The sequence below is a fragment of the Nodularia sp. LEGE 04288 genome (assembly GCF_963896525.1).
Taxonomy (GTDB): Bacteria; Cyanobacteriota; Cyanobacteriia; order Cyanobacteriales; family Nostocaceae; genus Nodularia.
This window is the reverse complement of sequence record NZ_CAWQOY010000163.1, coordinates 1-25,100: the sequence shown is the minus strand read 5'-3', so window position 1 is coordinate 25,100 and position 25,100 is coordinate 1. Positions and strand designations below refer to the sequence as shown.

Here is a 25,100-nt window from a genome sequence, read left to right as displayed (position 1 = left end):
GCTCCCTGCCCCCCTGCCTCTTCCCCCCATTTCCCTAAAACATATCAGCCGGGTCAGCAGATCGCAGTTTCCGGGTGGCGATCGCACCAGAAATTGAACACATGATTATGGTTAAAATTAGTACGTGTAAACCCCGGATTGCTGTCATATACATCGGCAAATTTGTCGCCGTGCGAGTCATTTGGTAAAGTCCCAAGGATACGGCTACTCCGGGAATAAAGCCCAATGCTGCTAAAATTAAAGTCTGTTCAAAGACGACACTGAGCAAGTAGTAGTTGCGATATCCCAAGGCTTTAAAGGTCGCGTATTCCCGGACATGGGCATTCACATCGGTGGAAAGAACTTGATAAACCAGAATGACTCCCACTGCAAACCCCATTGAGACACCCAGGCTAAAAATAAACCCAATGGGGGAGTTGTTTCTCCAGAAGTTGTTCTCAAATTCAATAAATTCGGCGCGGGTCATGACGCTAATATCATCTCTGAGGTAGGCTTGCAAGGCGATCGCTACCTGTTTTGGGTCATAACCGGGTTTTACCTTGATTAAACCTAAACTGATACTGCTGGCTGGGCGTTGGGAAAATAAGCGTAAAAAGTTTTGATCGCTGGTCATCAAGCTACCATCAGAACCAAAAGAAGCCCCCACTGTGAATAAACCACTAATGGTAATTGTCCGCCCTTCGATTTCGGTGGTCAGTTTTTTACCTTGGTCAATTTCAGCGATCGCCTGTTGGTATTCGCCCCTAGCACTGCGGTCAAACAAAACGGTATCCGGTAGCTTAATTGACTGTAACTGCCCATTCACATCTGGTAAATCAAAGGCTGGCTGATCTGGATTAAAACCAATGACTTGCACTGATGTCTGGCGGCGTGTTTGGGGATTCTTCCAAATGATGTTGTTGACATACATTGCTTGTGCTGAGGACACTCCCGGAATATCCATTGCCTGGTAAAGCCGCCGACGCGAAAATGGGGGCATATTTTGCAGGCTTCGGGCTTGGGGACTAGTTAAAACAATGTCTGCTTGCAAACTGCGATGTAGTCTAGTGTTACTGTCGTATAGCGCAGTCTGAAAGCCCAACTGCATGAACATCAACACATCCGCAAAGGCAATGCCTGACAATGCTACCAGCAAACGGCTTTTTTCGTGACTCAGTTGCAGCCATCCTAAAGGTGTGCGTCGCCGCAGTTGTTTGATTAGTCCCATCATAAAAGTGCTAAATGCTAAGTGGGGATGTGAAAAAACAATGTGTTCCTAATTACGAATTACGAATTACGAATTACGAATTACGAAGACAATTGAATGACCGCTCTAACTTGCATATTGGTTAAGTTGGCAGCTTTCTCAGTGGAAATTTCATTTAGTCGGATATAAACTTCCACGACTCTGTTATCAATATTGCTAGCTGGGTCAGTGTTGATCACATTTTGCCGCCGCACTTGTAAACCTTTACGGTCTACTGTTCCCTGCAATTCCAGAGGAAGGAAATCACCAAATACTTGCACTTTCTGTCCTGGATAAACTTTGCCGATATCGCTTTCGTAAACTTCAGCAACTACATACATCTCGTTGGTTTGCCCAATCTCAGCAATACCATCATTTGAGATTAATTCCCCAGGGCGGGAGTGGATCTCGAATATTTGACCATCTTGAGGCGATCGCACATAAGCTTGTTGCAGATTTGCTTGTGTCCGTTTCATGGCTGCTATGGCACGATTTACTTCTGCCGTGGCTGCTGCGATATCGACTTGCGGCACTTCAGCAATTTGATCCAGTGTGGCTGTGGCTGCTTTAATTTGTTGCTGGCTAGTTGACTGGGTGCGAGTTAACTGTGTTTGTGCCTCTTGCAGATTTTGTTGGGCTGTTTCCAGTGTTAAGCGCTTGCTGTCTCTTTGGGAGGCAGATATTGCTCCTGCTTGATACAGCTCCTGATAGCGTTGGTCTTCGGCTGCGGCGTTACGCACTTCGGCTTGCAATCGAGCTACAGTGGTTTTTTGGGCAGCAATATCACCTTGGCGTTCTGCCTGCAACCGTGCAATTGTGGCTGCTTGTGCTAAAACTTCTCCACGTTTAGCACCTGCTTTGATGCGGTTTAAGTTTGCCTGTTCCACTTTCACTTGTTCCTCAGCCTCTTTCAAGGCCGCTGACAAGCGATCGCGACTGTCTAAAATCGCTATCACCTGCCCTGCTTTGATCCTATCCCCCTCTCTCACTAAAAGCTCCTCTACCCGACTGCCTTCGGTTGACGTGGTAGCAGAGAGTTTAATCACTTTTCCTTTTGGTTCAATACGTCCTAGAGCTGTTACCGTTTTTAGCTCAGGTAGTAGTGCTGCTGGCGCTGGGGTTTTCTGATTTACTGTATCCCGAAATTTTAATACCGTATAAACACTACTACCAATTACAGTTAAAGATACAAGGATAGCGATAAAAAAGGGCGGACGTAAAATTGATGGGGATGATATTGATCGATCTAGCTTTGAGTTTTGCACGATAGCATACCTTTGAAGCAATTCCAAATACACTGATTCAAATGAGAAAAAATCAAATTTTGGTAAATGTCCCGCCTAACTCTCTTTTATCACTCACCAGAGAAAAAAATATCATGCTAACCCTGAATTTTGGACATAATCATGGGTGGTTTCAAGACATATAGATGAGATGTCCCAGTCCCCAGCAAAATGATCTGTAGGATATAAAACTAAACCGTTTAGTTCTATAATAGAATTATACTAAACCGACTAGTTTAGTCAAGCGCCTGATCAAAAGAATAATCAATGCCCAGAGACTAATGCGTCAGAGAATTTTGCTAAAATAAGGACTATTTGAACATGGCACGCCCAAAAGTGGGAGAAATAGACCGCTCAAATTCAACAGATAAAATGGAAAAAATTCTGCAAGGGGCGATGCAGGAATTTTTAGCTCATGGTTATGCTTCCACTAGCATGGATCGGGTAGCAGAAGCGGCTGGGGTTTCTAAGGCCACAGTATACAGCCACTTTCAAGATAAAAAAGGATTATTTAAGGCATTAATCGAGAAACTTGCCAGAAAGCGGTTTCATTCCATATTGGGGTCACAACCCCTGAAGGGAGAACCTTATGTTGTATTGCGCCGATTAGCCGCAACAGCATTGGATCAGATGGTCAACGATCAGGAATATCAGTCATTTGAGCGCTTGTTAATGGGAGAATCGGCACGTTTTCCGGAGTTAGCGCAGGTGTTTATTTACAGCATTGCGAAACCAGCCATTGAGACGATCACCAAATATTTAACGGCTCACCCGGAATTAAAAATACCTGACCCAGAGGCCACAGCCAGAATTCTCATTGGCTCATTAGTGCATTTCGTGATTACTCAAGAAATTATGCATGGTAAAGACATTATACCAATGGAAAGCGATCGCTTGATAGATGCCTTGACACACTTAATTGTTAATTGTGCTGAATAAGTCCATCTTCTCGTAACCTTACCGAAGAAATGGGTTTAAAGCCCCGTCACTTCGACAGGTGATACAGTGAGCCTGTCGAACTGCTCAGTGCATCGCGTTCTACGACAGCTTTTTATGGTATTTTAATTAATCTTATACCAAACGTGGTAGTATAAGCGAGGAGGTAGAAAGATGCTTGTTTTTGAGTTCAAAGCTTATGGAAAGCCAGCGCAATTCATTGCGGTAGATGAAGCAATTCGTACTGCCAAGTTCATTCGTAATAGCTGCATTCGGCTATGGATGGATGTTAAAGGCACGGGTAAAAACGACTTGCAGAAATACTGTGCTGTACTGGCGGCGAACTTTCCCTTTGCTAATGAACTCAACTCAATGGCTCGTCAAGCTTCTGCGGAAAGAGCTTGGTCTTCTATCTCTAGGTTTTATGACAACTGCAAGAAGAGTGTTTCAGGATTAAAGGGGTATCCTCAATTTCAGAAGGAGTGCCGCTCGGTTGAGTACAAAACTTCAGGATGGCGGATTGCCAGCGACCGTAAATCAATAACTTTCACCGATAAAAAAGGTATTGGGCGATTAAAACTCAAAGGTACTCGTGATTTGCATTTCTACCAAGTCAACCAAATTAAACGGGTGAGATTGGTAAAACGTGCGGATGGCGTTTATGTTCAGTTTTGCATTGATGTAAACCGTTCCCAGAACATAGAACCTACGGGTAATACGGTTGGGTTAGACGTTGGGCTGAAAGAATACTACACTGATTCTGATGGCACAATGGTTGAAAACCCTAAGTTTCTTCGTGTTGGTGAAAAAGTTCTCAAGCGCTCACAACGTCGTGTTTCCAGAAAGGTAAAAGGTTCAAAGAACAGAGGCAAGGCAAGACTTGTTTTAGGAAAACGCCACCTCAAAATAAGTAGGCAACGTAAAGACCATGCTGTGAAGTTAGCAAGGTGCGTAGTTCAGTCTCACGACTTGATAGCCTATGAAGATTTGAGGATTAAAAATTTGGTGAAAAATCATTGTCTTGCTAAGTCTATTAATGACGCATCTTGGTATCAGTTCCGTGTCTGGGTTGAATATTTTGGTAAGGTATTTAAACGGGTCACGGTGGCGGTTAATCCGCAATACAGTAGCCAAGAATGCTCTAGCTGCGGTGAAGTTGTGAAGAAAACACTATCCACTAGGACACACGTTTGTAAATGTGGATGTGTCATGGATAGAGATGAAAACGCAGCCAGAATAATCCTGAGTCGAGGGTTGGGTACGGTAGGGCATACCGGAACCTTTGCACTAGATGCAAGCAACGCTTGGGGAGATGAAACCTCTACTCTTGTTGGTGAAAACCTGCATGAGCAAGTTATGTCTTAGATCCAAGAATCCCCGTGCGTTCACGCCGGGGAGTGTCAAAAACTCTCTCTGAAGAAGGAACTCATTATGTCTTTTATTTTTTAGATTGTTCTTAGTAGATGTATAAATTTTCATTAGGAAAAATATCATGGCTAAGGAACTAGAAAATCAAATTAATCAACCAGTCAGTCAAGACTGGCATTCACGACAAGAGCCAACAGCCAAGGAAAGAAACTTAACAGCAAATCCGGGAGATGTGATTGATGACGCAAAATCACTGGAAGAGAAAGCGAAACAAGTAGCTGTGGATGCACCGGATATCACAGGTGACCACATTACAGTCCCGACTTACTTCGTTGTGGAATATCCTGATGGGACAAAAAAGGCACTCCACCATGTGAAAGATGCAGAAGAAATTTCTGATGTAATTCGCCAAGCACGAGTAGACGAAAACGGAAATCGTATTTGGTGGTAGGTTCTCGTTCTGTGAATTGAGTGGCTGTCTTGAACTAAGAAACTTGCAAAAATGCCAGTGCTGTCCTTTAAAAAATTGAAAAATTAGCCTTCTCCCCCTGCCTAAAGTCATAAAAGCGCAACTGCGTTGCTGTTTATCAGGGGTTTTCGGCCTTTTGTTGCTGATCACGTCTCATGTAAATTGAAATCTCCTGTTATCTCATCAGGGTTTCCCCGCTTGCCGACATCATTAATGAAATAACAAGAGTTTCAAGTCCTAGTTCATATTAAAATTTTCTCATAATTTTAAGCCAATATCGCGCTCGGTTGCTCTGATTTGTCGCATTTTCACTGTGATTTTAAGCGAGAAGCGGCAAGAGGAGTAATAGTTTTATCACATATCCAAGTGCCGTCATTAACGTATTCAGCAGAAACTAAATATATCAACTTAGTTCCGACGCTGATAATTTGAAATCTTTCTAAATTTCCGTCAGGTGTGAGAGCAGAGATAAACTCCCCTTTTTTATAATCAGACTGCATTTTATTCTCCTTGAGTAGGCACATGATTATTAGTTTGAAGCTCACATGACTTGAAGTCTTGTGATTCGGTGCTTCAACGATATCTGCCTGGATAACTCCAGAACTGACAATTTCGTTCAAATAATCTTACCAGAATATGCAACAAGATACTATTCTCAATAGAGAAATAGGTCGCGCCTAACTAATGACTAGAAGCTCGCACAAGAGTGCGGTTTGGGGTGATCATAAATCTCACTTTTCAGATGGTTGAATTTCTCCGCTTGGTTGGCTCAACCCAATGTGCGGTAAAGGCGATCGCGAAAGGCACGATCATCGAAAATCCCAAAATCGGCGCATAACTACCAACCTGGTCAAATCCGGTAGCAAATAAAACTGGGACAAAGGCTGTACCAGCAACAGCGATAGTCGTGGCTAAACCGCTAATCGCCCCTAGATACGTAGGCGAAGCCCGTCGTAGACATCGCCCAAAGTAATAGGCATAAACTCCAGCTTGCCGCACTCCACTCATCCCCTGCATCAGAAATCAGAAATTCCATCAGTAAGGGAAACATCGCCGCCCCGAAAGCAAAGCCAATTCCCGATCAGCTGATGGCTAAACCCCGACGACGGACAAACCAACGATTCGCACCTACACCCTACCCCCTATTCGTGACTGAACTAAATCTAACCCTTCTTTGAGTGCATTCAAGCGATCGCTCATCCAGTACTGTCCCGGAATTAAACCAGCAATATCCAACTTTTCTAAGCGATTTCTGACCTTTCCTGTGGCACCGACAATGATCACGTCCCGTCCAGCATCAATAACCTCTTGAATGGCACTTTCAATCGCCAATGAAGAAGTTACCCCCAAGACAGGAACTTCACCTAAATCGACAATTAAAACATCATAATTAGCGATCGCACGATGTTCTCTCTCAATAGCTTTGGCAACACCGAAAATCATCGGTCCACTAAGATGGAACAGCAAAACTCGTCCATTAGCTGAATCTAAAAGTTCTTTTTCTTCGTTAGTCAGGACAATTTGGTCATCAGCGTCAGTAATCGCTTTCACAGAATTGGTTTGCAGCTGGTCAAGGCGCTCGATTGTCAAGATATTCGCAATAAATACCCCTACGGCTACGGCAATCATTAAATCGACAAATACCGTTAGCAATACCACACTGTAGACAATTCCGGCTGCCTTCCAAGAGATTTTGTGAACCCGTTTGAGAAAGCCCCAATCAATAATATTAAGCCCTACTTTTAAGACAATCCCAGCTAACACAGCCAGAGGAATCCCAGAAGTTAAAGGAGCCGCCCACAAAACCACAATTAACAGCACTACAGCCCGACTGATACCAGATAACGCAGTGCGTCCACCAGCTTGGATATTAACCACAGTCGCCGTTGTCGCTCCAGAACCTGCAATCCCACCACATAAACCGGTAATCACATTAGCAATACCTTGCCCGATTAATTCTTTGTTAGATTTGTGTTCGGTACGGGTGAGACTGTCAGATACCAGACAAGTTAACAAACAATCAATGGAACCCACCACTCCCAATACCACGGAGTTAACAAACATTAACTGCAAATTTTGCGGGGTAAAAGTGGGCATCTGGAAGTTAGGCAAACCCGGAGTAATTTCGCCAATAGTGGCAATAGTGCGAATCTCAACATTACTAAAAAAAATCAAAGAAATTGCCGTACCGATGACTAAAGCTACCAGTTGCGAGGGGACAACCTTTTTCCAGCGAGCCGGGTACAAAAACAGAATTACTAAAGTTATTACCCCTAAAAGAGTTTCCGTAGGACTGATATTAGCAATTAATTCCGGGAGATTCCGCAGGACACCAATCACACCACCTTTAGGAGTTGCTTGCCCCAAGAAGGGTGCGATTTGCAGAAAGATCAGAATTACGCCAATTCCGGTCATAAATCCAGAAATCACGTTATAGGGCAGCATGGTAATATACCGCCCCAATCGCAATACCCCAAACAGGATTTGAACTACTCCGGCCATCATCACCACAGTAAAGGCCATCGCCATACCATTTTCCGGATTATTAGCTGTTAATCCAGCAATCACGGCAGTGACAATTACGGTCATCGGACCTGTGGGTTCAGAGATCAGGCTGGGTGTACCACCAAACAAAGCGGCAAAGAATCCCACTAATATTGCTCCCCATAACCCAGCAGCAGCCCCCGCTCCAGAAGCAATCCCAAATGCTAATGACATCGGTAAGGCTACCACCGCCGCCGTTAAACCGCCAAGAATATCTCCTTGGACGTTACGAAAATGGATTTCGTTAATTATTTGCACGAAAGATTTTCCTCTGTTAAACAATTGCAATTAATTCATCTCAACGGAGTCAGAATTTATTTCTAAAACTCCAGATACCCCTAAAAAAAGAAATTTTATGTATACATCGTCTATTTAAGGGGGAATTAAGGGAATTAATGGAAACCTAAAATTATGAAAAATCACTTTGATTAACAACCTCTTAACAGAACAGCAAGACAGGAATATTACTACTTCTCAGAAGTTGAATTGTTGTACTACCAATTACTAAATCACGGATGCGGCTATGTCCATGCGCTCCTATAAGTAAAAAGCTGATATTTTGCTCAGTAATATATTGATTAATAACTTCTTCTGGTTCACCTTCTCTAATGGTAGAAATGAGATTAAAACCTGCTGCTTCTAAAATATCTTTACCCTCATTAATTCTATTCTCCGCCCTGGGATATGTTTCCTTTTTAGTTACTTTTAACAGATGTATTTCTAAATTTTGGAAGCAAGAAGAATTTACTAAAAATTGTAGTGTTTTCTTCCCTGTTAAACTGCCGTCATAAGCAACTAAAACTTTTTCAACTGGTTTATATTCAAGCGGGGTAACTAAACATGGTTTTTTTGTAATACGAACAATTCGCTCTACATTTGCTCCTAAATGTCTAGATGCAAAATCTGCTGCTTCTCCCCGTTTACCTAAAACAATTAAATCTGAATTTTGTTCAAATTCATGAAAACAATCTACTAGAAATCCGGTTTTATTGGTTAACTGAACATCTCTAATTCCCTGGGTTTTGAGAATTTCCCCCGCATTTTGCAAAATTAAACGCGCTCGTTGATTATTTAGCTTGGCTTTTTTATGTTCTAACTCCACCAATTCATGGAGCAAATTTTCGGAAGCACCAAGCCCAATGCTACCGCTTAAATTTCCCGTAGAAGCTACTTGTTGGCTGCGAATATCTGTGACAAACAAAACATTAATGTGGGCATGAAATTGAGTTGCAAACCAAGCTCCATATTTATAAACATTTTCTGCAAAAGCTGAACCATCGGTACAAAGTAAAATATTTTTCATTCTGGCTTGAGTCCCTAGATGTGGAAAGATTAAAAAGTAAACATACTACGGCTTTTTCAGAGCATCCGCATTTTGAGAAATTGCTAATTTATCCAGCAAGGTAGCACTAGCTTCATTTAGTCCGATGAGTTCTACATCTACCCCATTCCGGCGAAATTTCATGACTGCTTTATCAAGGACTTCCACTGCACCTTGATCCCAGAGGTGAGCATGAGTTAAATCAATGGTGACGCGCTCGACGAGTTCGGTAAAATCAAAAGACGCGAGAAATTCATCTCTCGACAAAAAGAAAATTTGTCCGGCTACTTTGTAAATCCGATGTCCGCCATCTTCACTCAGCACTTTATCCACAAATACCAACTGGGCAATATTGCGGGAGAAGAACACAGTACTCATAACAATGCCTGTGATTACACCGAGGGCAAAGTTTCGGGTAAAAATCGTCACAAACATCGTTGTTAACATGACTGCGGTTTCCGTGCGGGGGATGCGAGGCATATTTTTTAAGGATGACCAGCGAAATGTCCCGATTGACACCATAATCATTACGGCTACTAATGCAGCCATCGGCATTTGCTTCACCCAATCCTGTAAAAACAAAATGGCAAATAACAGGAAAATCCCAGCCGCCAGGGTTGACAGTCTCCCCCGTCCACCAGACTGCACATTAATCACCGATTGCCCAATCATCCCACACCCTGCCATACCTCCAAAGAAGGCAGTTACAATATTAGCAATGCCTTGTCCTTTGGCTTCTTGGTTTTTATCGCTGGGTGTATCTGTGAGTTCATCCACCAAGGCTGCGGTTAATAAAGATGCCAACAAACCAACGAGCGCTAAAGTCAGGGAATAGGGCAGGATAATCCTGAGTGTCTCTAGGCTGAATGGCACTTGGGGCAGAGCAAAGAAGGGTAAACTAGTGGGTAGCTCTCCCATATCTCCAACTGTGGGAACTTCTAGTTTGAGAGCGATCGCTGCTATAGTCATCACAGCTAAAGCCACCAAGGGAGAGGGGACTATTTTGGTAAAGCGAGGTAGTATATAAATAATCCCTAAAGAAAGGATAGTCAGTATATATACTGCGGGCGGCTTATTGGTAAGTTGGGGTAATTGAGCCAGGAAAATTAACACCGCCAAGGCGTTGATATAGCCAATCATTACCGCCCTGGGGACAAATCTCATTTGGCGGCCGAGTTTTAGCACCCCAAACAACACTTGAAAGACTCCGGTTAAGAAGGTGGCGGCGAATAAATACTGCAAACCATGATCTTTGACCAAATCAATCATTAGCAGCGCCATTGCGCCTGTAGCGGCGGAAATTGATCCCGGTCTGCCTCCTAGAAAGGCTGTGATGACGGCAATAATAAATGAGGCGTAAAGCCCAACTTTGGGATCAACTCCGGCTATGATTGAAAAGGCGATCGCTTCGGGAATCAGCGCCAGTCCCACGACTGCACCCGCCATAATGTCTCGCTGAGTGTTAGAAAACCACTCTCGCCTCAAAATTGTTCCGTTCAAGTTTCCTCCTAGCGTCTTTATTCAGATAAAATAGGCAGCGATTTGGCACACTCCAAATAGCCGACCTGTCAATAAGATTGAGGTAATAAAGCATACTGGTTTGCAGAGTAATACAGTATGCGGAACGCTTAGTAGGTAAATAGCTCACACAACTATTAAAAACCAAATCCACAGACTAAAGTAGTTGGATGCGAATAGCTCCAAAACTGAATTATAGTTTACTTGGTTTCCGGCAAGACTAGCTGAAATACTTCTGATTACTGCAAGGCTCAGGCGGCACTTTAAGGTGGAAAATCCCCACTATTCAAGGCTACCGAAGAGATAGTTACCTGTGACATTACCCGAACCTGATTACTACTGAACAATTACAATGTTGTTTATTACTTTATTGCAAGCATATCACGAAGTTGTTACAATTTGCAATAAAAATATAATTAATGTGGGCGTAAATAAAGTTAACTGGTGGGGGTCGTCATTTGTCCTTAGCCCTTCGGCTACGCTCCCTTCGGCTTACGCTCAGGGCAAGCAGGGTAAATCATTGATCATTGGTAAGGGTTTCATGGGTGTTTACGAGTCGTAATATAATTTGGTTTTTCCATACCCATCTACTTATGGGACTTTCTGACAAATAATGGGTAAGTATTTTAGTCAGATAGTGAATTTTCATGGGAAACAAAATCTTCTCATTTAAAGCTTTGAAAGTGGAGTTTGAGAAGTGAATATTTCAGCGAAAATTCACATATCTGCGTGATGATCTAAAATTTTTTAGCTGGTTGAAGTTTTCGCCTTGGTGATTTCAACCCCAAATGCGGTACAGGCGATCGCTAAAGGCAATATTCAGAGAAAATCCTGTAGCAAAGGTCGATTCTACCGTAACTCCGGGCTAATAGCCCAATGGATTCCAGAAGCACGAAAACTGATGTAACTTTAAAAGCCGGGAAATTAGTTCACAATGGAGATGTAGCCTGTTGTTTGTTCAACCTTGAATCAATCTAACTTCGTGCGTAATCTCCAAGAAACTCACTTAAACCGCGCCCGTGCTAGTCTCAGACAAGCGCTGTCTTGGTATGGATATCTCCGCAAGTCAGGAAAGTTTTCCTCAAACTCAGAATTGGTCGGCTTGCTGAAACCGGAATTAGACGCGTTGAACTCGACACTCAACAAACTAGACTCCAATGTAATTAGAATTGCGGCTTTTGGTTTGGTGAGTCGGGGAAAATCAGCAGTATTAAATGCTTTGCTGGGAGAGAAAATTCTCCAAACTGGCCCCCTGAACGGTGTCACTCAATGGCCGCGTTCTGTGCGTTGGCAACCAGGAGGTAAAGTATTAGTAGAGTTAATTGATACCCCTGGATTGGATGAAATTGAGGGGGAGACACGGGCAAAAATGGCGCGAGAAGTGACGCGTCAGGCTGATTTAATTTTGTTTGTGGTTTCAGGTGATATCACTCGGACTGAGTATCGAGCCTTGCTGGAATTACGACAAGCCCAAAAGCCACTGATTTTAGTATTTAACAAAATCGATTTATACCCAGAAACAGACCGTTCGGCGATTTATGATAATTTGCAACAACTAGGTGCTGGACATCCCCAAGCCCAGCCTTTATTACCTGATGAAATTGTCATGGTGGCGGCGGAACCAGCACCGATGGAAGTCCGGGTGGAGTGGCCTGATGGTCGCGTTAGCTATGAATGGGAGACACCACAGCCCCAGGTTGAGGAACTTCAGCAAACAATTTTAAATATTCTGAATCGGGAAGGGCGATCGCTTCTAGCTTTAAATGCACTGATTCAAGCACGGGATGCGGAAGAGGCGATCGCGCAAAAGACTATGGACTTCCGCGACAAAGAAGCTGAAGAGATTATTTGGAAATTTACTAAATACAAAGCCTTGGCAGTAGGATTAAATCCTGTACCTGTTTTAGATGTGATCTGTGGTACGATCGCCGATTTAGCTTTGATTCGTTCTCTAGCCCGGTTATATGGTTTACCGATGACTAGCTATGAAGCCAGCAAAATTTTAAAGACGATTTTCTTTAGTTCTGGTGGTTTGTTGTTAGGAGAAATAGGTAGTAGTGTGATGCTGGGTTTAGGTAAAAGTACGGCGGCGATCGCCAGTGGTGAAAATCCGCTGAATATCACTGCTTACGCTGGGACTGCGATCGCGCAATCTGGGATTGCAGGTTATGGTGCATACACAGTCGGGAAAGCCGCCCAAGTATATTTAGAAAAAGGTTGTACTTGGGGACAATTGGGAGCTAGTACAGTCATTCAAGAGATTTTAGCTCAGGTTGACCACAAAACAATTCTGTATCGCTTGCAACAGGAATTAGGCGCAAAGTATCAATAATCAATCGAAAATATTGGTTAAATGATTTTCCATCAAATTTTGATGACAACAGGTCTAAATTACCAAATTTAGATGCAAAATTGAGAAAATGATCGAAATAAAAATCAAGGCAAAAACTCAGCCTGAAATTTGATTTTTCTGATTTTGTAGCTTCATTTGTCGGTGTTCACTACCAGACGCTTTTGATCAGCCTATCTACACTAGAAGTATCAGCTTTTGAGGAAATCAGAAGCTCACAGTCAAAGTTCATCTCACTCAACACAGGTGAAAATATCATGACAAAAACCCTAGAAGCCGTCCAATCTGCTGTTAACTCCGGGACTACAACCATTGATGAAGCTATCCTAGAATCTATTGTGGAAGCTCGTGAAACCTGCAACGTAGACGGAGACAATTCAGCTAACTGTGCTGTAGCTTGGGATATCGTCGAAGAATTACAAGCTGAAAAAGCTCACCAGCAGCAAGCAAAACACCGTAAAACTGCTTTGGAAACTTACTGTGAGTCACATCCAGAAGCCATAGAATGCTTAATCTATGACGTTTAACTGGCTCGTAAATTAGCAATTGCAGATTGCGTCATTTGCTTAATCGCATCTAAATCAGGCGGTGGTGAGTCACTTTCCATTCCTAGCCATAGAAGATACTCAATATTCCCAGCCGGGCCAGTAATCGGCGACCAAGTTAAACCCTTGTATTTCCATCCTAATTGACAAGCCACTTGCAAAACTTGGAAAATAGCATCAGCTTGGTCATGAGGATCGCGAACAACGCCTTTTTTGCCGACACGGGATTTTCCCACTTCAAACTGTGGCTTAACTAGCAAGACTGCATCCCTGGGAGTTTTGGTTAATCGCCACAAAGCCGGCAAAATCTTAGTTAAGGAAATAAACGATACATCCACCACCGCCAAATCAGGTATCTCGTCACCTTCACTATACAAATCTTCGGGTGTGAGATTCCGTAAATTGGTACGTTCTCTTAAAATCACCCGTGGATCATTTCTTAAACCCCAGTCAACTTGTCCATAACCCACATCAATACCGTAAACTTGTTTTGCTCCCGCTTGTAGCAAGCAATCAGTAAAACCGCCTGTAGAAATTCCCCCATCTAAACAAATGCGTCCGGTTGTGGTGATCGGGAAAGCATCCAAAGCCTTTATCAGTTTCTCACCTCCGCGAGACACAAAGCGCGATCGCACTTTCACCTTAATTTGAGCCGCAATATCAACTTCTGTCCCCGCTTTATCCACCACCTGCTGATTGACAGTCACCTCTCCCGCTTGAATTAAGCGCTGTGCTAAGGCGCGAGAAGTGCATAAATTTAATTCTACTAATAAAGTATCGAGTCGCTGCTTCACCAATTAACTTGATTCTCCTGGTAATATCAAATCTAAAGCAAAATGAATAATTTCTTCACGGTTAACCAAATTTTCTATTCCCATGTAATTGTATAAGAATCTAACGAACCTTTACCCTTACCTTGTCGCCAACCATTATCCGCTTCCCATGCGCCGTTTTCTGTCTTGCGTTTGCGGCTGCGGACGGTGAGGGTGTTATTTTCCAACTTCAGTAGGTTATATTGCCAACCTTCGGCAGTTGTGAGTTCGTGGGTAGGTGCGCCGAATGTTCCCGCGCAGATGCGATGTAGTTTTCGTTTTTCGTCGTATTTATAAACGCCTTGTTGTGCTTGGTGGACGTGTCCGTGGAGGAAGAAGCGGAAACCATCTGCGACGGCTAACTGTTCCATAAAGCTTTGGTCTTTGATGCGGTCATCCCAGGCGCTATCTAGGGGATGATGCCATACTGCTATTTTGATGCAGTCTTTATATTCTTGCTGGCGGCGAATTTTTGTGAGGGCGTTGGTGAATGTATTAATATTAATGCTGGCACGGAATTTGTAATGATGATCCAATTGCCAAGCGGAGTTTAACCCTAGAATGAGCAGGTTTTGGTTGGGGAAATGGTCTAGGGTGTATTGCTGGTCATAGTCTAGAGGATAGGGTTGGTTTTTGATGGTTTGGTAGAAGTTGCTGAAGTATTCAAAGCGTTGTTGATATTTTTCCTCGTCTCGCACACGAATGACGCTGGCACTTTCTTCTATATATTCACCTTCTTTCAATTCTCCCTCATAGTCGTCACGGTCAATTAATTGGTAAGCTTGTTTTGCTAGTGACCAGTTGAGGTCATGATTACCGGGAACGATGATAATTTGCTCAGGTTGGAGGGCAAAATCTTGGCGGAGTTCGTCAAAAAATTGTTGGGCTGCTTCGTATTCTGCTGGGGTTGATTTGTTGGCGATGTCGCCGGAGAAAATGAGGGCATCAAGGTGAGGAATATCGAGTTCTTGTTGCAAGTCAGTTGCTAGTTGGTTAGACCAGAGTTTGGCTTGGTCAGGTGTGCCAAAGTGCAGGTCTGAAAGATGGAGAATATACATTAGGGAAGTTTTAACTCGTTGAGGTGTTGCTTCAGAGATTGCTTGATTTATAGGGCTATAATATCGACAGTCTTTTTGTATTTCTTCAAGTTCTGTAATTATAGAAGTAAGTATATATTTACTATCTATGATAAAAAATCCTTCATTTTTTATAATTTTTATAAGTTGGGATAACGCTAGTTCTGGTTGGATTTTACCAAGTGCTTTTACTCCCTCATGAAACACATCAGATTCTGCATTTTGAATAAGTTCAATTAGTCCAGGAATTGCTGCATCTGATTTAATTTCACCCAGAACTTTTGCCGCAGTAGAACGTACATGAATTTCTTTATGTTTGAGAAGATTAATTAATCCAGGAACTGCTGCATCTGATTTGATTTCACACAAAGCATCTGCCGCCTCATAACAAACATCAAATATTTCGATTAGTCCAGGAATTGCTGCATTTGATTTAATTTCACCCAGGACTTCTGCCGCAGTAGAACGCACATGAGATTTTTCATCTTTAAGAAGATTAATCAGATTAGTAATTGCTGTATCCGATTTAATTTCACTCAGAGCTTTTGCTGCATCATAACGCAAATCAGATTCTCCATTCTGGATAATTTGAATTAGTCCAGGGATCGCCTGTTCTGATTTAGCTTTAATCAGGGCATTTGCCACAAGATTACGGACAAAACACCATTGATCTTGGAGAAGTTCAATAAACCAAGGAATTACTTCCTCTAAGTTTATTTTTATCAGAGCATTTGCAGCACTATAACGCACATCACAGTATTCATCTTTAAGAAGTTGTATTAATCCGGAAATTGCCTCATTATATTGAATTTCACCCAGTGCATCTGCTGCACTTCTACGCACATAATAGGCTTGATCTTTAAGAAAATTCATCAGCGTAATAATACCAACTTCAGATTCTATTTTTCCTAAAATATCTGCTACCAAAGAACGTAAACCAGCCCTTTGCGACCAAGTACGCACATCATCAATTCTAGGTTGGAGAAGTTTAAAAATTTCAGAAGTTACAGACTCTGATCTAATTGCGGATAGGGTATTTGCAGCATTTAAATTCACTTCATGATCTTCATGTTCTAGTAATTTAATTAAGCCAGGAATTGCTGCCTCTGATTTCAGATTACCTAGAGCATATACCGCACTCCTACGCACAGAGGAGTCTTCATCTTCTAGTAATTGAATTAGCCCAGGAATCGCCGCTTCTGATTTTATTTCTCCCAGGGCATCTGCCGCACTCCTACGCACAGAGGAGTCTTCATCTTTTAATAATTTAATTAGCTCAGGAATCGCTGCTTCTGATTTCATTTCACCCAGAGCTTTTACAGCATTAGAACGGGCATGAGGTTTTTCATGTTTGAGAAGACTAATTAATCCAGAGACTACTGTCTCTGATTTCATGCCAATCAAGGCTTTTATAACTGTGTAAATTACATGATACTCTTGGTCTTCTAATAATTGAATTAGCTCAGGAATTGTCGCTTCTGATTTAATGTCTACCAGGGCTTTTACAGCATTAGAACGGACATGAGGTTTTTCATGTTTGAGAAGATTAATTAATCCAGAAATTACTGTCTCTGATTTCATGCCAATCAAGGCTTTGACAACTGTGGAAATTACACGATAGTCTTCATCTTGTAGTAATTGAATTAGCCCAGGAATCGCCACTTCTGATTTCATTTCACCCAGGGCATATGCCGCACTCATACGCACATGGGAGTCTTCATCTTGTAGTAATTGAATTAGCCCAGGAATCGCCGCTTCTGATTTAATGTCTACCAGGGCTTTTACAGCATTAGAACGGACATGAGGTTTTTCATGTTTGAGAAGACTAATTAATCCAGAAACTACTGTCTCTGATTTCATGCCAATCAAGGCTTTGACAACTGTGGAAATTACATGATACTCTTGATCTTCTAATAATTGAATTAGCTCAGGAATCGCCGCCTCTGATTTCATTTCACCCAGGACTTCTGCCGCCCTCCCACGCACATAGGAGTCTTCATCTTGTAGTAATTGAATTAGCGCAGGAATCGCCGCTTCTGATTTGATTTCTGCTAGAGCTTCTGCCGCCCTCCTACGCACATAGGAGTCTTCATCTTCTAGTAATTGAATCAGCCCAGGAATCGCCGCTTCTGATTTGATTTTCCCCAGGGCATCTGCCGCCCTCCCACGCACATAGGAGTCTTTATCTTCTAGTAATTGAATCAGCCCAGGAATCGCCGCTTCTGGTTTGATTTTTCCCAGGGCATCTGCTGTCATCCAGCGCACATCGGAGTCTTCATCTTCTAGTAATAGATTGAGATGAGAAATTGCTCGCTTAGATTTTGTTAAACCTAAAAGCTGGGTTTTGAATAGCTGAGGAATTTCTAACCTAGCGATTAAATGAACTGTCTGCTGCTGCAATTCTGACTTAACTGCACCTGCTAACTTTGCCCCTAACTGCAAATCTATCTCTAAGGCTAAGTTCACCACTTGCACCGCCTGCGCCCCATCATCAAGCAATTCCAGCATCAATTTCAGGGGTTCAGTCCATTTTAAATAATTTAAATACTCTCGCTGGAGGCAGCCATCATCGAGTTTTGATAATTGCTTGAGCAAACATTCGGCGGTGTAATATTCCTGAATTAGTTGGTGGTGAAATTCAATTTGGTCATTTGCAGCAATTTGAATTAAGTGATGTTTGAGTAAATCATCTAACCAGAAACGTGCTGTTCTGAAAGCATCAGGAGAACCTTTTCTCTGCAAGAATTTTTCTATAATTTTCTCTGCTTTTTCTTTTTTAATAGCGACTTGAATTTCTTTTTCGGTTTCAGTAGCCATTACAAACGCTAACTCTTGAAGCAAATCCTGCCAGAATTTTCGTGATTCATGAGGATCTGGTACATCTCCTTTAAATCTTTGGTTTTTATTGACATTTTGCTCACTAAATACATATTGCTGGGTAAACTGACGAAACACCAAACCCAAGTTAGGCGGGATGTCTCCTGTGGCTTGAAACAATGAACACAGCATCCACAGCAGCAACGGCGTTTCTCCAAACTCACGCAACCTGTCGCCTAAGTTCTGCAACATCTGCTCACCCTGTTCTGGCAAATAGGCGCGGACAAACTGCTGCATCTGTTCTGGTGTCAGGGGTTGCATTTCCAGCTTCTTGGTAATGCCCAAATCGCCCCCCACGCCTAAATCCCGCGTGGTGAATATCATCGGCTTGGTTTTTTGGTAGTCTTGCCGGAATTTATATAAATCTTGTCGCGCTTTCTCTGAGGGTAATTCGTTGATACCATCTACCAACAGGAGGAATTGCCCGTTAAATAACAGTTTTTCTATGGTTGCAGTGTCCAACAACAGGCGATGGCGCTTTAAGAAATCCCGAATTAAATCCAGCACTGAGGTTTGGTAATAGCGCAACTCTACTAGCACGGGAATTTTACCTAACCCCCCGACCCCCTTCCCTGCGAGGGAAGGGGGAGAATTAACTCCCCTCTCCGTTTCGGGGAGGGGTTGGGGGAGGGGTTTCTCCGCTTCTTCCAACAACAACCGCACCAACGCCGTTGATTTCCCCGAACCTGGCCGCCCTACCAATAAGACGTGTTCTTGAGCATATTTCCGCAACCCGGCCAATACATCTAAACGCTCGGTTTTCTCCTGGGTTTCGCTCCGTTCCTCTTTGGTGGGCAATACCCTCTCCACCATAAAATTTAGCATTAGGGGCGACTGTTTCTGCTCAACTCGCTGCTGTCCCACTACATCCGTCAGCGTGTAAGCATTCCACCATTGGGCATAATCATTGCGGAGTGATTGGAGATAGTCATTCCAGATGCTCATGGTGTGTGGAATAGTGAGATGTTGCCGTTAGGGAAAGGTTAAATGTTGCTTGCCTAACCCCTGGTAACGGTGTTTTTTTGACAAGGTTTAACTTACTGAGTGAAATTGTAACTTATTATCTGTGTTGAGATTCTCTTAAATAAGTAACAGCACTTCAGAGAGGCTCAGATCCCCGACTTCTTTGAAAAATCCGGGATATTTTTTCTTTTTTGTTCACGAACTACGAATTGTGCTAATTTCATCTCAGTGAAGTTTGCTATCACCCATGTCTAACCTATTACCAACTGAACCCCAGCCTAAATCTCTCGATGATTTTGAATTAGACTTACTCAAACAGGAATACTTTTTTCTGCAAAATACGATTGAAGACTATAACAAGCAGATTTGGGTGATTAAAGCCCTGGGAATTACGGGGACTGGGGGAGTCTTAGCATTGATGTTACAGCAAAAACCCATCGCCAGTGCGATCGCCTTAATAGGTTGCTCTATTCCCTTATTTTTCTGGATTCTCGAAAGTCAATGGAAACACTTTCAGCGCGGTTTCTATCCCCGTGTTGCCGAAATTGAGTATATTCTCACCAATACATACAAGTTGAAAAGCCCTGGTATCTATGGCAGTTGGTCGAAAACCCACAAGCGTCAGCAAATTTCTAAACGTCAAGGCTACCTGTGGGATGGTCTGCTCAATCGTAGTGTTTTCATTAGCTACATCCTAGAGATTTTCTTTCTGTTGATCATAGCGGCGATCGCACCTAGTATTTGGCAATAATTACTTCCGGTGCGCTGATTTTGTTGGCGGTGATCAAAAAGAAACGGAATAATAGGGGTTATCCCCAGTGCGATCGCATCATATCTTCTAAAAGATGTCAAATGGGTTCTATAGATTAATTTTAAACATCCTCTCAAACCTACCCTGCTTTTATTATTAAAAAAAGTAAACGCACCTTGTCAAAAAAGCCAAAGTGCGATGTGTATATTATCCGCCGATACGGATTTAATTTATTCTCCTGCGATTTCCCATCGCTAGGGCTAAATACTAAATATCCTTCTCGCTCAACTCACGAGTCATGTAATCAAAAGGTTCATCCACAAAAGCAGTATCAGCAATCCCTGCGGCTGCAACTTGTTCCTTTACCATATTCTTGAGAATTTGGATACCATAAACCGTCGGGCTAATAGGTACACCCAAAGAATTGTAAGTTTCCCGCAATCCTTGGAGTACACGCTCATCCAACACATTCATATTACCCGCCACCAAAGCATAGGTAGCATAGCGGAGGTAGTAATCCATATCCCGGAGACAAGCCGCATAACGACGAGTTGTGTAGGCATTTCCGCCAGGACGAATCAACTCAGGCTGTTCTTCAAATAACTTAACACTAGCCTGTTTGACCAGCGAAGCTGCATTCGAGTTAATCGCCGCCGCCGCTTTTACCCGTGCTGTGCCACTTTCAAAATAAATTTTCAGGCTGTCAATCGCATTCCGATCAAAATAACGTCCAGCAACGTCATAATTCTTAATCAAGCTTGTAACTGCATCACGCATTCTAACTTCTCCCAATCAATGCTATCTATGGTTTGATATTAATTTGGCTGCACTTATGCACCAGTAAATTTTTGTGCCATTTATTTTATTTAAAATTTATGCGGCACAAAAACAATTCATCCGCTATCTAAGGATTCTATGCCAAAGTTGACCCCTATGAGATGAACTTTACGTTTTGTGCAGATGTGAGACAAAAGGTTAATATAAGCTGTAATCCAGATAAGCTGTAACAAAAACTACAAAATCTTCTAATGTCCAGGATTTATGATATTTCAGGTGTGTCATCTACAACTTGGTTCAAATCATCTGGGTTAGGATGCTTTGGAAGATTCTGGTTTGATTTTAGGAAATAGGTAGAGAAGGAGTAACAATGACAACCCCAAAAGAAGTCTTGAAATTGATCCAAGACCAAAACATTCAGATGATTGATCTGAAATTCATCGATACACCAGGAACTTGGCAGCATCTCACCTTGTACCAAGACCAGATCGATGAAAGTTCCTTCTCTGATGGCGTACCTTTCGACGGTTCCAGCATTCGGGGTTGGAAAAACATTAACGAATCGGACATGATGATGGTACTCGATCCCAACACTGCTTGGATCGACCCCTTCATGAAAGAACCAACGTTAAGTATAGTTTGTAGTATTAAAGAACCCCGCACAGGTGAATGGTACAGCCGTTGTCCCCGTGTTATTGCTCAACGAGCAATAGACTACCTAGTTTCTACTGGTCTTGGTGATACAGCATTTTTTGGCCCTGAAGCTGAATTTTTTATCTTTGATGATGTCCGCTATGACCAAAATGCCCATGAAGGCTACTACCATGTAGATTCTGTAGAAGGTGGTTGGAATTCTGGTAGGAAAGAAAGCCCCAACTTGGGTTACAAAACACGCTTCAAAGAAGGCTACTTCCCAGTATCGCCAGCGGATAGCTTCCAAGATATCCGTACCGAAATGCTGCTGACAATGAAAGATTGCGGCGTACCAATTGAGAAACAACACCACGAAGTTGCTACCGGTGGTCAGTGTGAACTGGGTTTCCGCTTTGGTAAATTGATTGAAGCTGCTGATTGGCTGATGACTTACAAATATGTCATCAAAAATGTTGCCAAAAAATACGGTAAAACTGTAACCTTCATGCCAAAACCAATTTTTGGCGATAACGGTTCAGGTATGCACTGTCACCAGTCCATCTGGAGAGATGGCAAACCTCTATTTGCTGGTGATAAGTATGCTGGGATGAGTGACATGGGATTGTACTACATTGGTGGTATCCTGAAGCACGCACCAGCACTTTTGGCCATCACCAACCCCACAACTAACTCTTACAAACGCCTAGTACCTGGTTATGAAGCACCTGTGAACTTGGCTTACTCCCAAGGTAACCGTTCTGCTTCTGTGCGGATTCCTTTATCTGGCGATAACCCCAAAGCCAAGCGCTTAGAGTTCCGTTGTCCTGATGCTACTGCTAACCCCTACTTAGCATTTGCAGCCATGCTGTGTGCTGGTATTGATGGCATCAAGAACAAAATCCATCCTGGTGAACCCCTAGATAAAAATATCTATGAACTCTCTCCAGAAGAACTGGCGAAGGTTCCTTCAACACCGGGTTCTCTAGAATTGGCATTGGAAGCACTAGAAAATGATCATGCTTTCTTAACAGAATCAGGCGTGTTCTCAGAAGACTTCATCCAAAACTGGATTGACTACAAACTGGCTAACGACGTTAAGCAGATGCAGATGCGTCCTCACCCTTATGAGTTTTACCTCTATTACGATTGCTAATTGCGATTAGTAGTGAATTTTTAGCCACCCTCAAAGGGTGGCTTTTTTTGACTTATCACGATCACAAACCGGGTTTATTGCCATTTTAAATCCAGTCACCTAGACTTTTTGTCTATAAACCCTCTTTTGACTTTTGACTTCCGCGTAGCGGTGCTAGCTCATTGAAGCGTGGCTGCTTTCATAAATTGACCGAGTGGTTGGATCAATTTTCCCTTGAAGAGGACTCCAGTAGTCGGATAATTCTTCAGGAAGACCGAGTTCCTGTGCCGCACGCATCAGCATTGATTGTTGACGATTTTTCACTTGCTGATATTGACGCATCGCTAACGCACGAGTTCTATCTTGAATAGACATAATCACAGTCCTCCTTATGGTTTTAGTTATAAATTATTAGCTATTTATCCCTTCGATTCTTATATTAACTAAATTTCTGTAGCCTAAGTTACAGAATAGCGTTTTCGTAACAAAAATTTATATTTAGGTAGCTGGTCATGACTATTTTCTGGTCAATCAAGCACCCATACCCGAATATCGTTTTAATCCTGCACGCCACAGCAGCCGATTTGCACCCAAAAATAGCAATATCCAACCGAGAATTGATAAAAACCCTCGCCCTATATCCACTGGTAGCCCCACCAAAAGACTGACAGGGAAATCAATCAAATAGGGAAAAGGCGTAAACATGACTATTGTTCGCACAGTCTCAGGAAACACATCTAAAGGCGCAATTAACCCCGACAAAAATAAATAAAACAACAGCCAGAAAGTTTCCAAAGCGCTAGCACGTTCTGTCCAAAAGGCAAACAAAGCAAAAGTGTACTGAATTACAAACCGCAACACAAAAGCTAGCATCGCGGCTAACCCAAACAGTAAGAATTGCCCCAAATTCGGTAACCAAACAGCTTGAGGATAGAGGATGAAAAACAATACAACCAGTAGCAGTGCAAAAGGTATGCGGGCAAATCTTTCAGAAACATGAGCCGCAACATGATGCCATACTGGGTCTATGGGTTGTAATAACCGGAATGACAGCTTACCCTCTACTACTTCCCTTTCAAAATCCCAAATTACCCAGACAACAGTAAGTTGCCTAACAAAGAACACCGTGATAAAATAACGGGCAAAGTCTACAGGTGTTAAACCAAACTGGCCACCTTGCGCCGCCTGTATCCACACACCCATCAGGATAATTGGCAAAGCCCCGGACAAAACCCATAAAATCAGTTCTGCCCGATACTCAACCATATAGGCGTAGTAAACAGCAAGAAATGTGAAGATTTTCCTAATACTTTTGTTCACTTAAATTACGAGTTAAAAATTAAACTACTCCCGCCTGAAAAACCTTGCCAATGACTTCTTCTATTGGCGGTTCAGTCACTGTTAAGTCGATTACTTCTAAATCATTCAAAATCTGAGATACTGTCCGAGTCAGCGCCTCTTGTGGGACCATAAAACTGACTGCACGCCCCTCTAAGAGTTTGACATCACCATAAAACATCAGTTTTTCTCTGGGTAGGGGCTGGGCTAACTCAAGATTAATTTCCCGGTAAGGGGCAAAATTTTGCAGCAGTCCATCTAGACTACCGTCATACATCAGCTTTCCCTGGTGAATCAACAGCACACGCTCACATAAGGCAGTAATATCAGCCATGTAATGGCTAGTTAATAATACAGTGGCTTGATAACGCTGATTGTACTCGCGCAGAAAATCGCGCACAGCTACCTGTGCATTCACATCTAGTCCTAGTGTCGGTTCATCCAGAAATAATACATGAGGATGATGTAAAAGTGCGGCTAACAGTTCTGCTTTCATCCGTTCACCTAAAGACAATTTCCGCACTGGTTGGGTAAGCTTACCTTCCAGTGTCAGCATCTCTGTTAATTCCCCGACTCGCTTTTGAAATTCTTTATGAGAGATGTTATACACAGCAGCGTTAATTCTCAAAGAATCTAGTGCGGGTAAGTCCCAAAGTAACTGCTGTTTCTGCCCCATGACTAAGGTAATTTTTTGCAGAAATGCCTCTTGGCGAAGAAATGGCACTTGTCCAGCAACTCTGACTGTACCATCAGAAGGATGAATCAGCCCTGTGAGCATTTTCAGGGTGGTGGTTTTACCTGCACCATTGGGGCCTAAAAAACCTACTACTTCACCAGGTGCTATTTCAAAGGAAACATCTTGAACTGCTTTAATTGAACGGTAGGTGCGCCGGAAAAAGTGGTTGAGCGTGCCTTTTATCCCCGGTTCTTTAACAGCAACTGGGTAAAATTTAGACAGATTTTTAACAGAGATAATTGACATAAATTTGATATTCTAACCACAGATAAATACAGATGCACACCCATGATTTATCTGTGTTCATCTACTGTTATCAAGAATGAAGCCCAGTTTTTTTTCACAGATGTCATGATTGCTTTGGCTGGGAATTACCCAGTTAATAAATACAAGGGTTATACCAATTATTTGTGAGGCTGCATATTATTTCGACCCCACCCCTAACC

21 protein-coding genes are annotated in these 25,100 nt (G+C 42.6%); 8 read left to right on the top strand and 13 right to left on the bottom strand.

Features of this window, described 5'->3' with window-relative positions; all coding sequences use genetic code 11:
• Window positions 1-34 precede the first annotated feature (34 nt).
• Window positions 35-1,207 carry an ABC transporter permease DevC gene (devC, locus tag AACX33_RS24030; RefSeq protein WP_445253344.1) on the bottom strand — a complete coding sequence of 391 codons (1,173 nt, stop codon included), beginning with the start codon at window positions 1,205-1,207 and terminating at the stop codon, window positions 35-37.
• Between the two features lie 80 nt (window positions 1,208-1,287).
• On the bottom strand, window positions 1,288-2,490 hold the full coding sequence (locus AACX33_RS24025) for an HlyD family efflux transporter periplasmic adaptor subunit (protein ID WP_194002088.1): 1,203 nt from the start codon (window positions 2,488-2,490) through the stop codon (window positions 1,288-1,290).
• 339 nt (window positions 2,491-2,829) lie between these two features.
• Here AACX33_RS24025 and AACX33_RS24020 point away from each other — a divergent pair, with 339 nt between their 5' ends.
• From AACX33_RS24020 to AACX33_RS24010, 3 genes are all read left to right on the top strand, one after another.
• A complete protein-coding gene (locus AACX33_RS24020; RefSeq protein ID WP_194002087.1) occupies window positions 2,830-3,447 on the top strand; it encodes a TetR/AcrR family transcriptional regulator in 618 nt (205 codons plus the stop codon).
• Window positions 3,448-3,618: 171 nt separating this feature from the next.
• Window positions 3,619-4,809 (top strand): RNA-guided endonuclease InsQ/TnpB family protein, encoded by a 1,191-nt coding sequence (locus AACX33_RS24015; protein WP_194002085.1) that lies wholly within the window; start codon window positions 3,619-3,621, stop codon window positions 4,807-4,809.
• Window positions 4,810-4,936: 127 nt separating this feature from the next.
• The gene (locus AACX33_RS24010) at window positions 4,937-5,263 is read left to right on the top strand and encodes a hypothetical protein (protein WP_194002083.1); all 327 of its coding nucleotides are present in this window, start codon (window positions 4,937-4,939) and stop codon (window positions 5,261-5,263) included.
• 326 nt (window positions 5,264-5,589) lie between these two features.
• On the opposite strand, the gene AACX33_RS24005 is transcribed toward AACX33_RS24010, so the two are convergent.
• The 5 genes from AACX33_RS24005 to AACX33_RS23985 form a co-directional block, all read right to left on the bottom strand.
• Complete coding sequence (locus AACX33_RS24005) at window positions 5,590-5,901, bottom strand: hypothetical protein (RefSeq protein ID WP_339383023.1); 312 nt, start codon at window positions 5,899-5,901, stop codon at window positions 5,590-5,592.
• 118 nt (window positions 5,902-6,019) lie between these two features.
• Window positions 6,020-6,280, bottom strand: a complete 261-nt coding sequence (locus AACX33_RS24000; RefSeq protein ID WP_194002079.1) for a hypothetical protein — start codon at window positions 6,278-6,280, stop codon at window positions 6,020-6,022.
• A 129-nt stretch (window positions 6,281-6,409) separates the two neighbouring features.
• Complete coding sequence (gene bicA, locus AACX33_RS23995; protein ID WP_194002077.1) at window positions 6,410-8,083, bottom strand: bicarbonate transporter BicA; 1,674 nt, start codon at window positions 8,081-8,083, stop codon at window positions 6,410-6,412.
• 181 nt (window positions 8,084-8,264) lie between these two features.
• Complete coding sequence (locus AACX33_RS23990) at window positions 8,265-9,128, bottom strand: universal stress protein (RefSeq protein ID WP_194002075.1); 864 nt, start codon at window positions 9,126-9,128, stop codon at window positions 8,265-8,267.
• Between the two features lie 45 nt (window positions 9,129-9,173).
• Window positions 9,174-10,592, bottom strand: coding sequence for a SulP family inorganic anion transporter (locus AACX33_RS23985; protein WP_227789280.1), 1,419 nt, complete (start codon window positions 10,590-10,592; stop codon window positions 9,174-9,176).
• An 841-nt stretch (window positions 10,593-11,433) separates the two neighbouring features.
• On the opposite strand from AACX33_RS23985, the gene AACX33_RS23980 reads away from it, so the two are divergent.
• The 3 genes from AACX33_RS23980 (at window position 11,434) to AACX33_RS23970 (ending at window position 13,541) form a co-directional block, all read left to right on the top strand.
• Window positions 11,434-11,571: a hypothetical protein gene (locus AACX33_RS23980; protein ID WP_194002071.1), complete on the top strand. Its 138-nt coding sequence runs from the start codon at window positions 11,434-11,436 to the stop codon at window positions 11,569-11,571.
• 75 nt (window positions 11,572-11,646) lie between these two features.
• Entirely contained in the window at window positions 11,647-12,996 is a 1,350-nt protein-coding gene (locus tag AACX33_RS23975; RefSeq protein ID WP_194002198.1) for a DUF697 domain-containing protein, read from the top strand.
• A gap of 275 nt (window positions 12,997-13,271) precedes the next feature.
• Window positions 13,272-13,541, top strand: a complete 270-nt coding sequence (locus tag AACX33_RS23970; protein ID WP_194002069.1) for a Calvin cycle protein CP12 — start codon at window positions 13,272-13,274, stop codon at window positions 13,539-13,541.
• On the opposite strand, the gene AACX33_RS23965 is transcribed toward AACX33_RS23970, so the two are convergent.
• Together AACX33_RS23965 and AACX33_RS23960 are read right to left on the bottom strand one after the other, a co-directional pair.
• Complete coding sequence (locus AACX33_RS23965) at window positions 13,538-14,356, bottom strand: TlyA family RNA methyltransferase (protein ID WP_194002067.1); 819 nt, start codon at window positions 14,354-14,356, stop codon at window positions 13,538-13,540. The two genes, AACX33_RS23970 and AACX33_RS23965, sit on opposite strands and share 4 nt — an antisense overlap.
• A 71-nt stretch (window positions 14,357-14,427) precedes the next feature.
• Window positions 14,428-19,269: a HEAT repeat domain-containing protein gene (locus tag AACX33_RS23960; RefSeq protein WP_194002065.1), complete on the bottom strand. Its 4,842-nt coding sequence runs from the start codon at window positions 19,267-19,269 to the stop codon at window positions 14,428-14,430.
• A 265-nt stretch (window positions 19,270-19,534) separates the two neighbouring features.
• Here AACX33_RS23960 and AACX33_RS23955 point away from each other — a divergent pair, with 265 nt between their 5' ends.
• Entirely contained in the window at window positions 19,535-20,038 is a 504-nt protein-coding gene (locus AACX33_RS23955) for a hypothetical protein (RefSeq protein ID WP_194002063.1), read from the top strand.
• A gap of 267 nt (window positions 20,039-20,305) precedes the next feature.
• Here AACX33_RS23955 and apcB read toward each other — a convergent pair whose 3' ends face one another.
• Window positions 20,306-20,815, bottom strand: coding sequence for an allophycocyanin subunit beta (apcB, locus tag AACX33_RS23950; RefSeq protein WP_194002061.1), 510 nt, complete (start codon window positions 20,813-20,815; stop codon window positions 20,306-20,308).
• Window positions 20,816-21,185: 370 nt separating this feature from the next.
• On the opposite strand from apcB, the gene glnA reads away from it, so the two are divergent.
• Window positions 21,186-22,601 (top strand): type I glutamate--ammonia ligase, encoded by a 1,416-nt coding sequence (gene glnA / locus AACX33_RS23945; RefSeq protein ID WP_194002059.1) that lies wholly within the window; start codon window positions 21,186-21,188, stop codon window positions 22,599-22,601.
• A gap of 153 nt (window positions 22,602-22,754) precedes the next feature.
• Here the strand turns inward: glnA and AACX33_RS23940 are convergent, their stop codons facing one another.
• The 3 genes from AACX33_RS23940 to AACX33_RS23930 form a co-directional block, all read right to left on the bottom strand.
• Entirely contained in the window at window positions 22,755-22,955 is a 201-nt protein-coding gene (locus AACX33_RS23940; protein ID WP_194002057.1) for a hypothetical protein, read from the bottom strand.
• 156 nt (window positions 22,956-23,111) lie between these two features.
• Window positions 23,112-23,846 (bottom strand): ABC transporter permease, encoded by a 735-nt coding sequence (locus AACX33_RS23935; RefSeq protein ID WP_194002196.1) that lies wholly within the window; start codon window positions 23,844-23,846, stop codon window positions 23,112-23,114.
• Between the two features lie 73 nt (window positions 23,847-23,919).
• Complete coding sequence (locus tag AACX33_RS23930; RefSeq protein ID WP_194002055.1) at window positions 23,920-24,900, bottom strand: ABC transporter ATP-binding protein; 981 nt, start codon at window positions 24,898-24,900, stop codon at window positions 23,920-23,922.
• Window positions 24,901-25,100 lie beyond the last annotated feature (200 nt).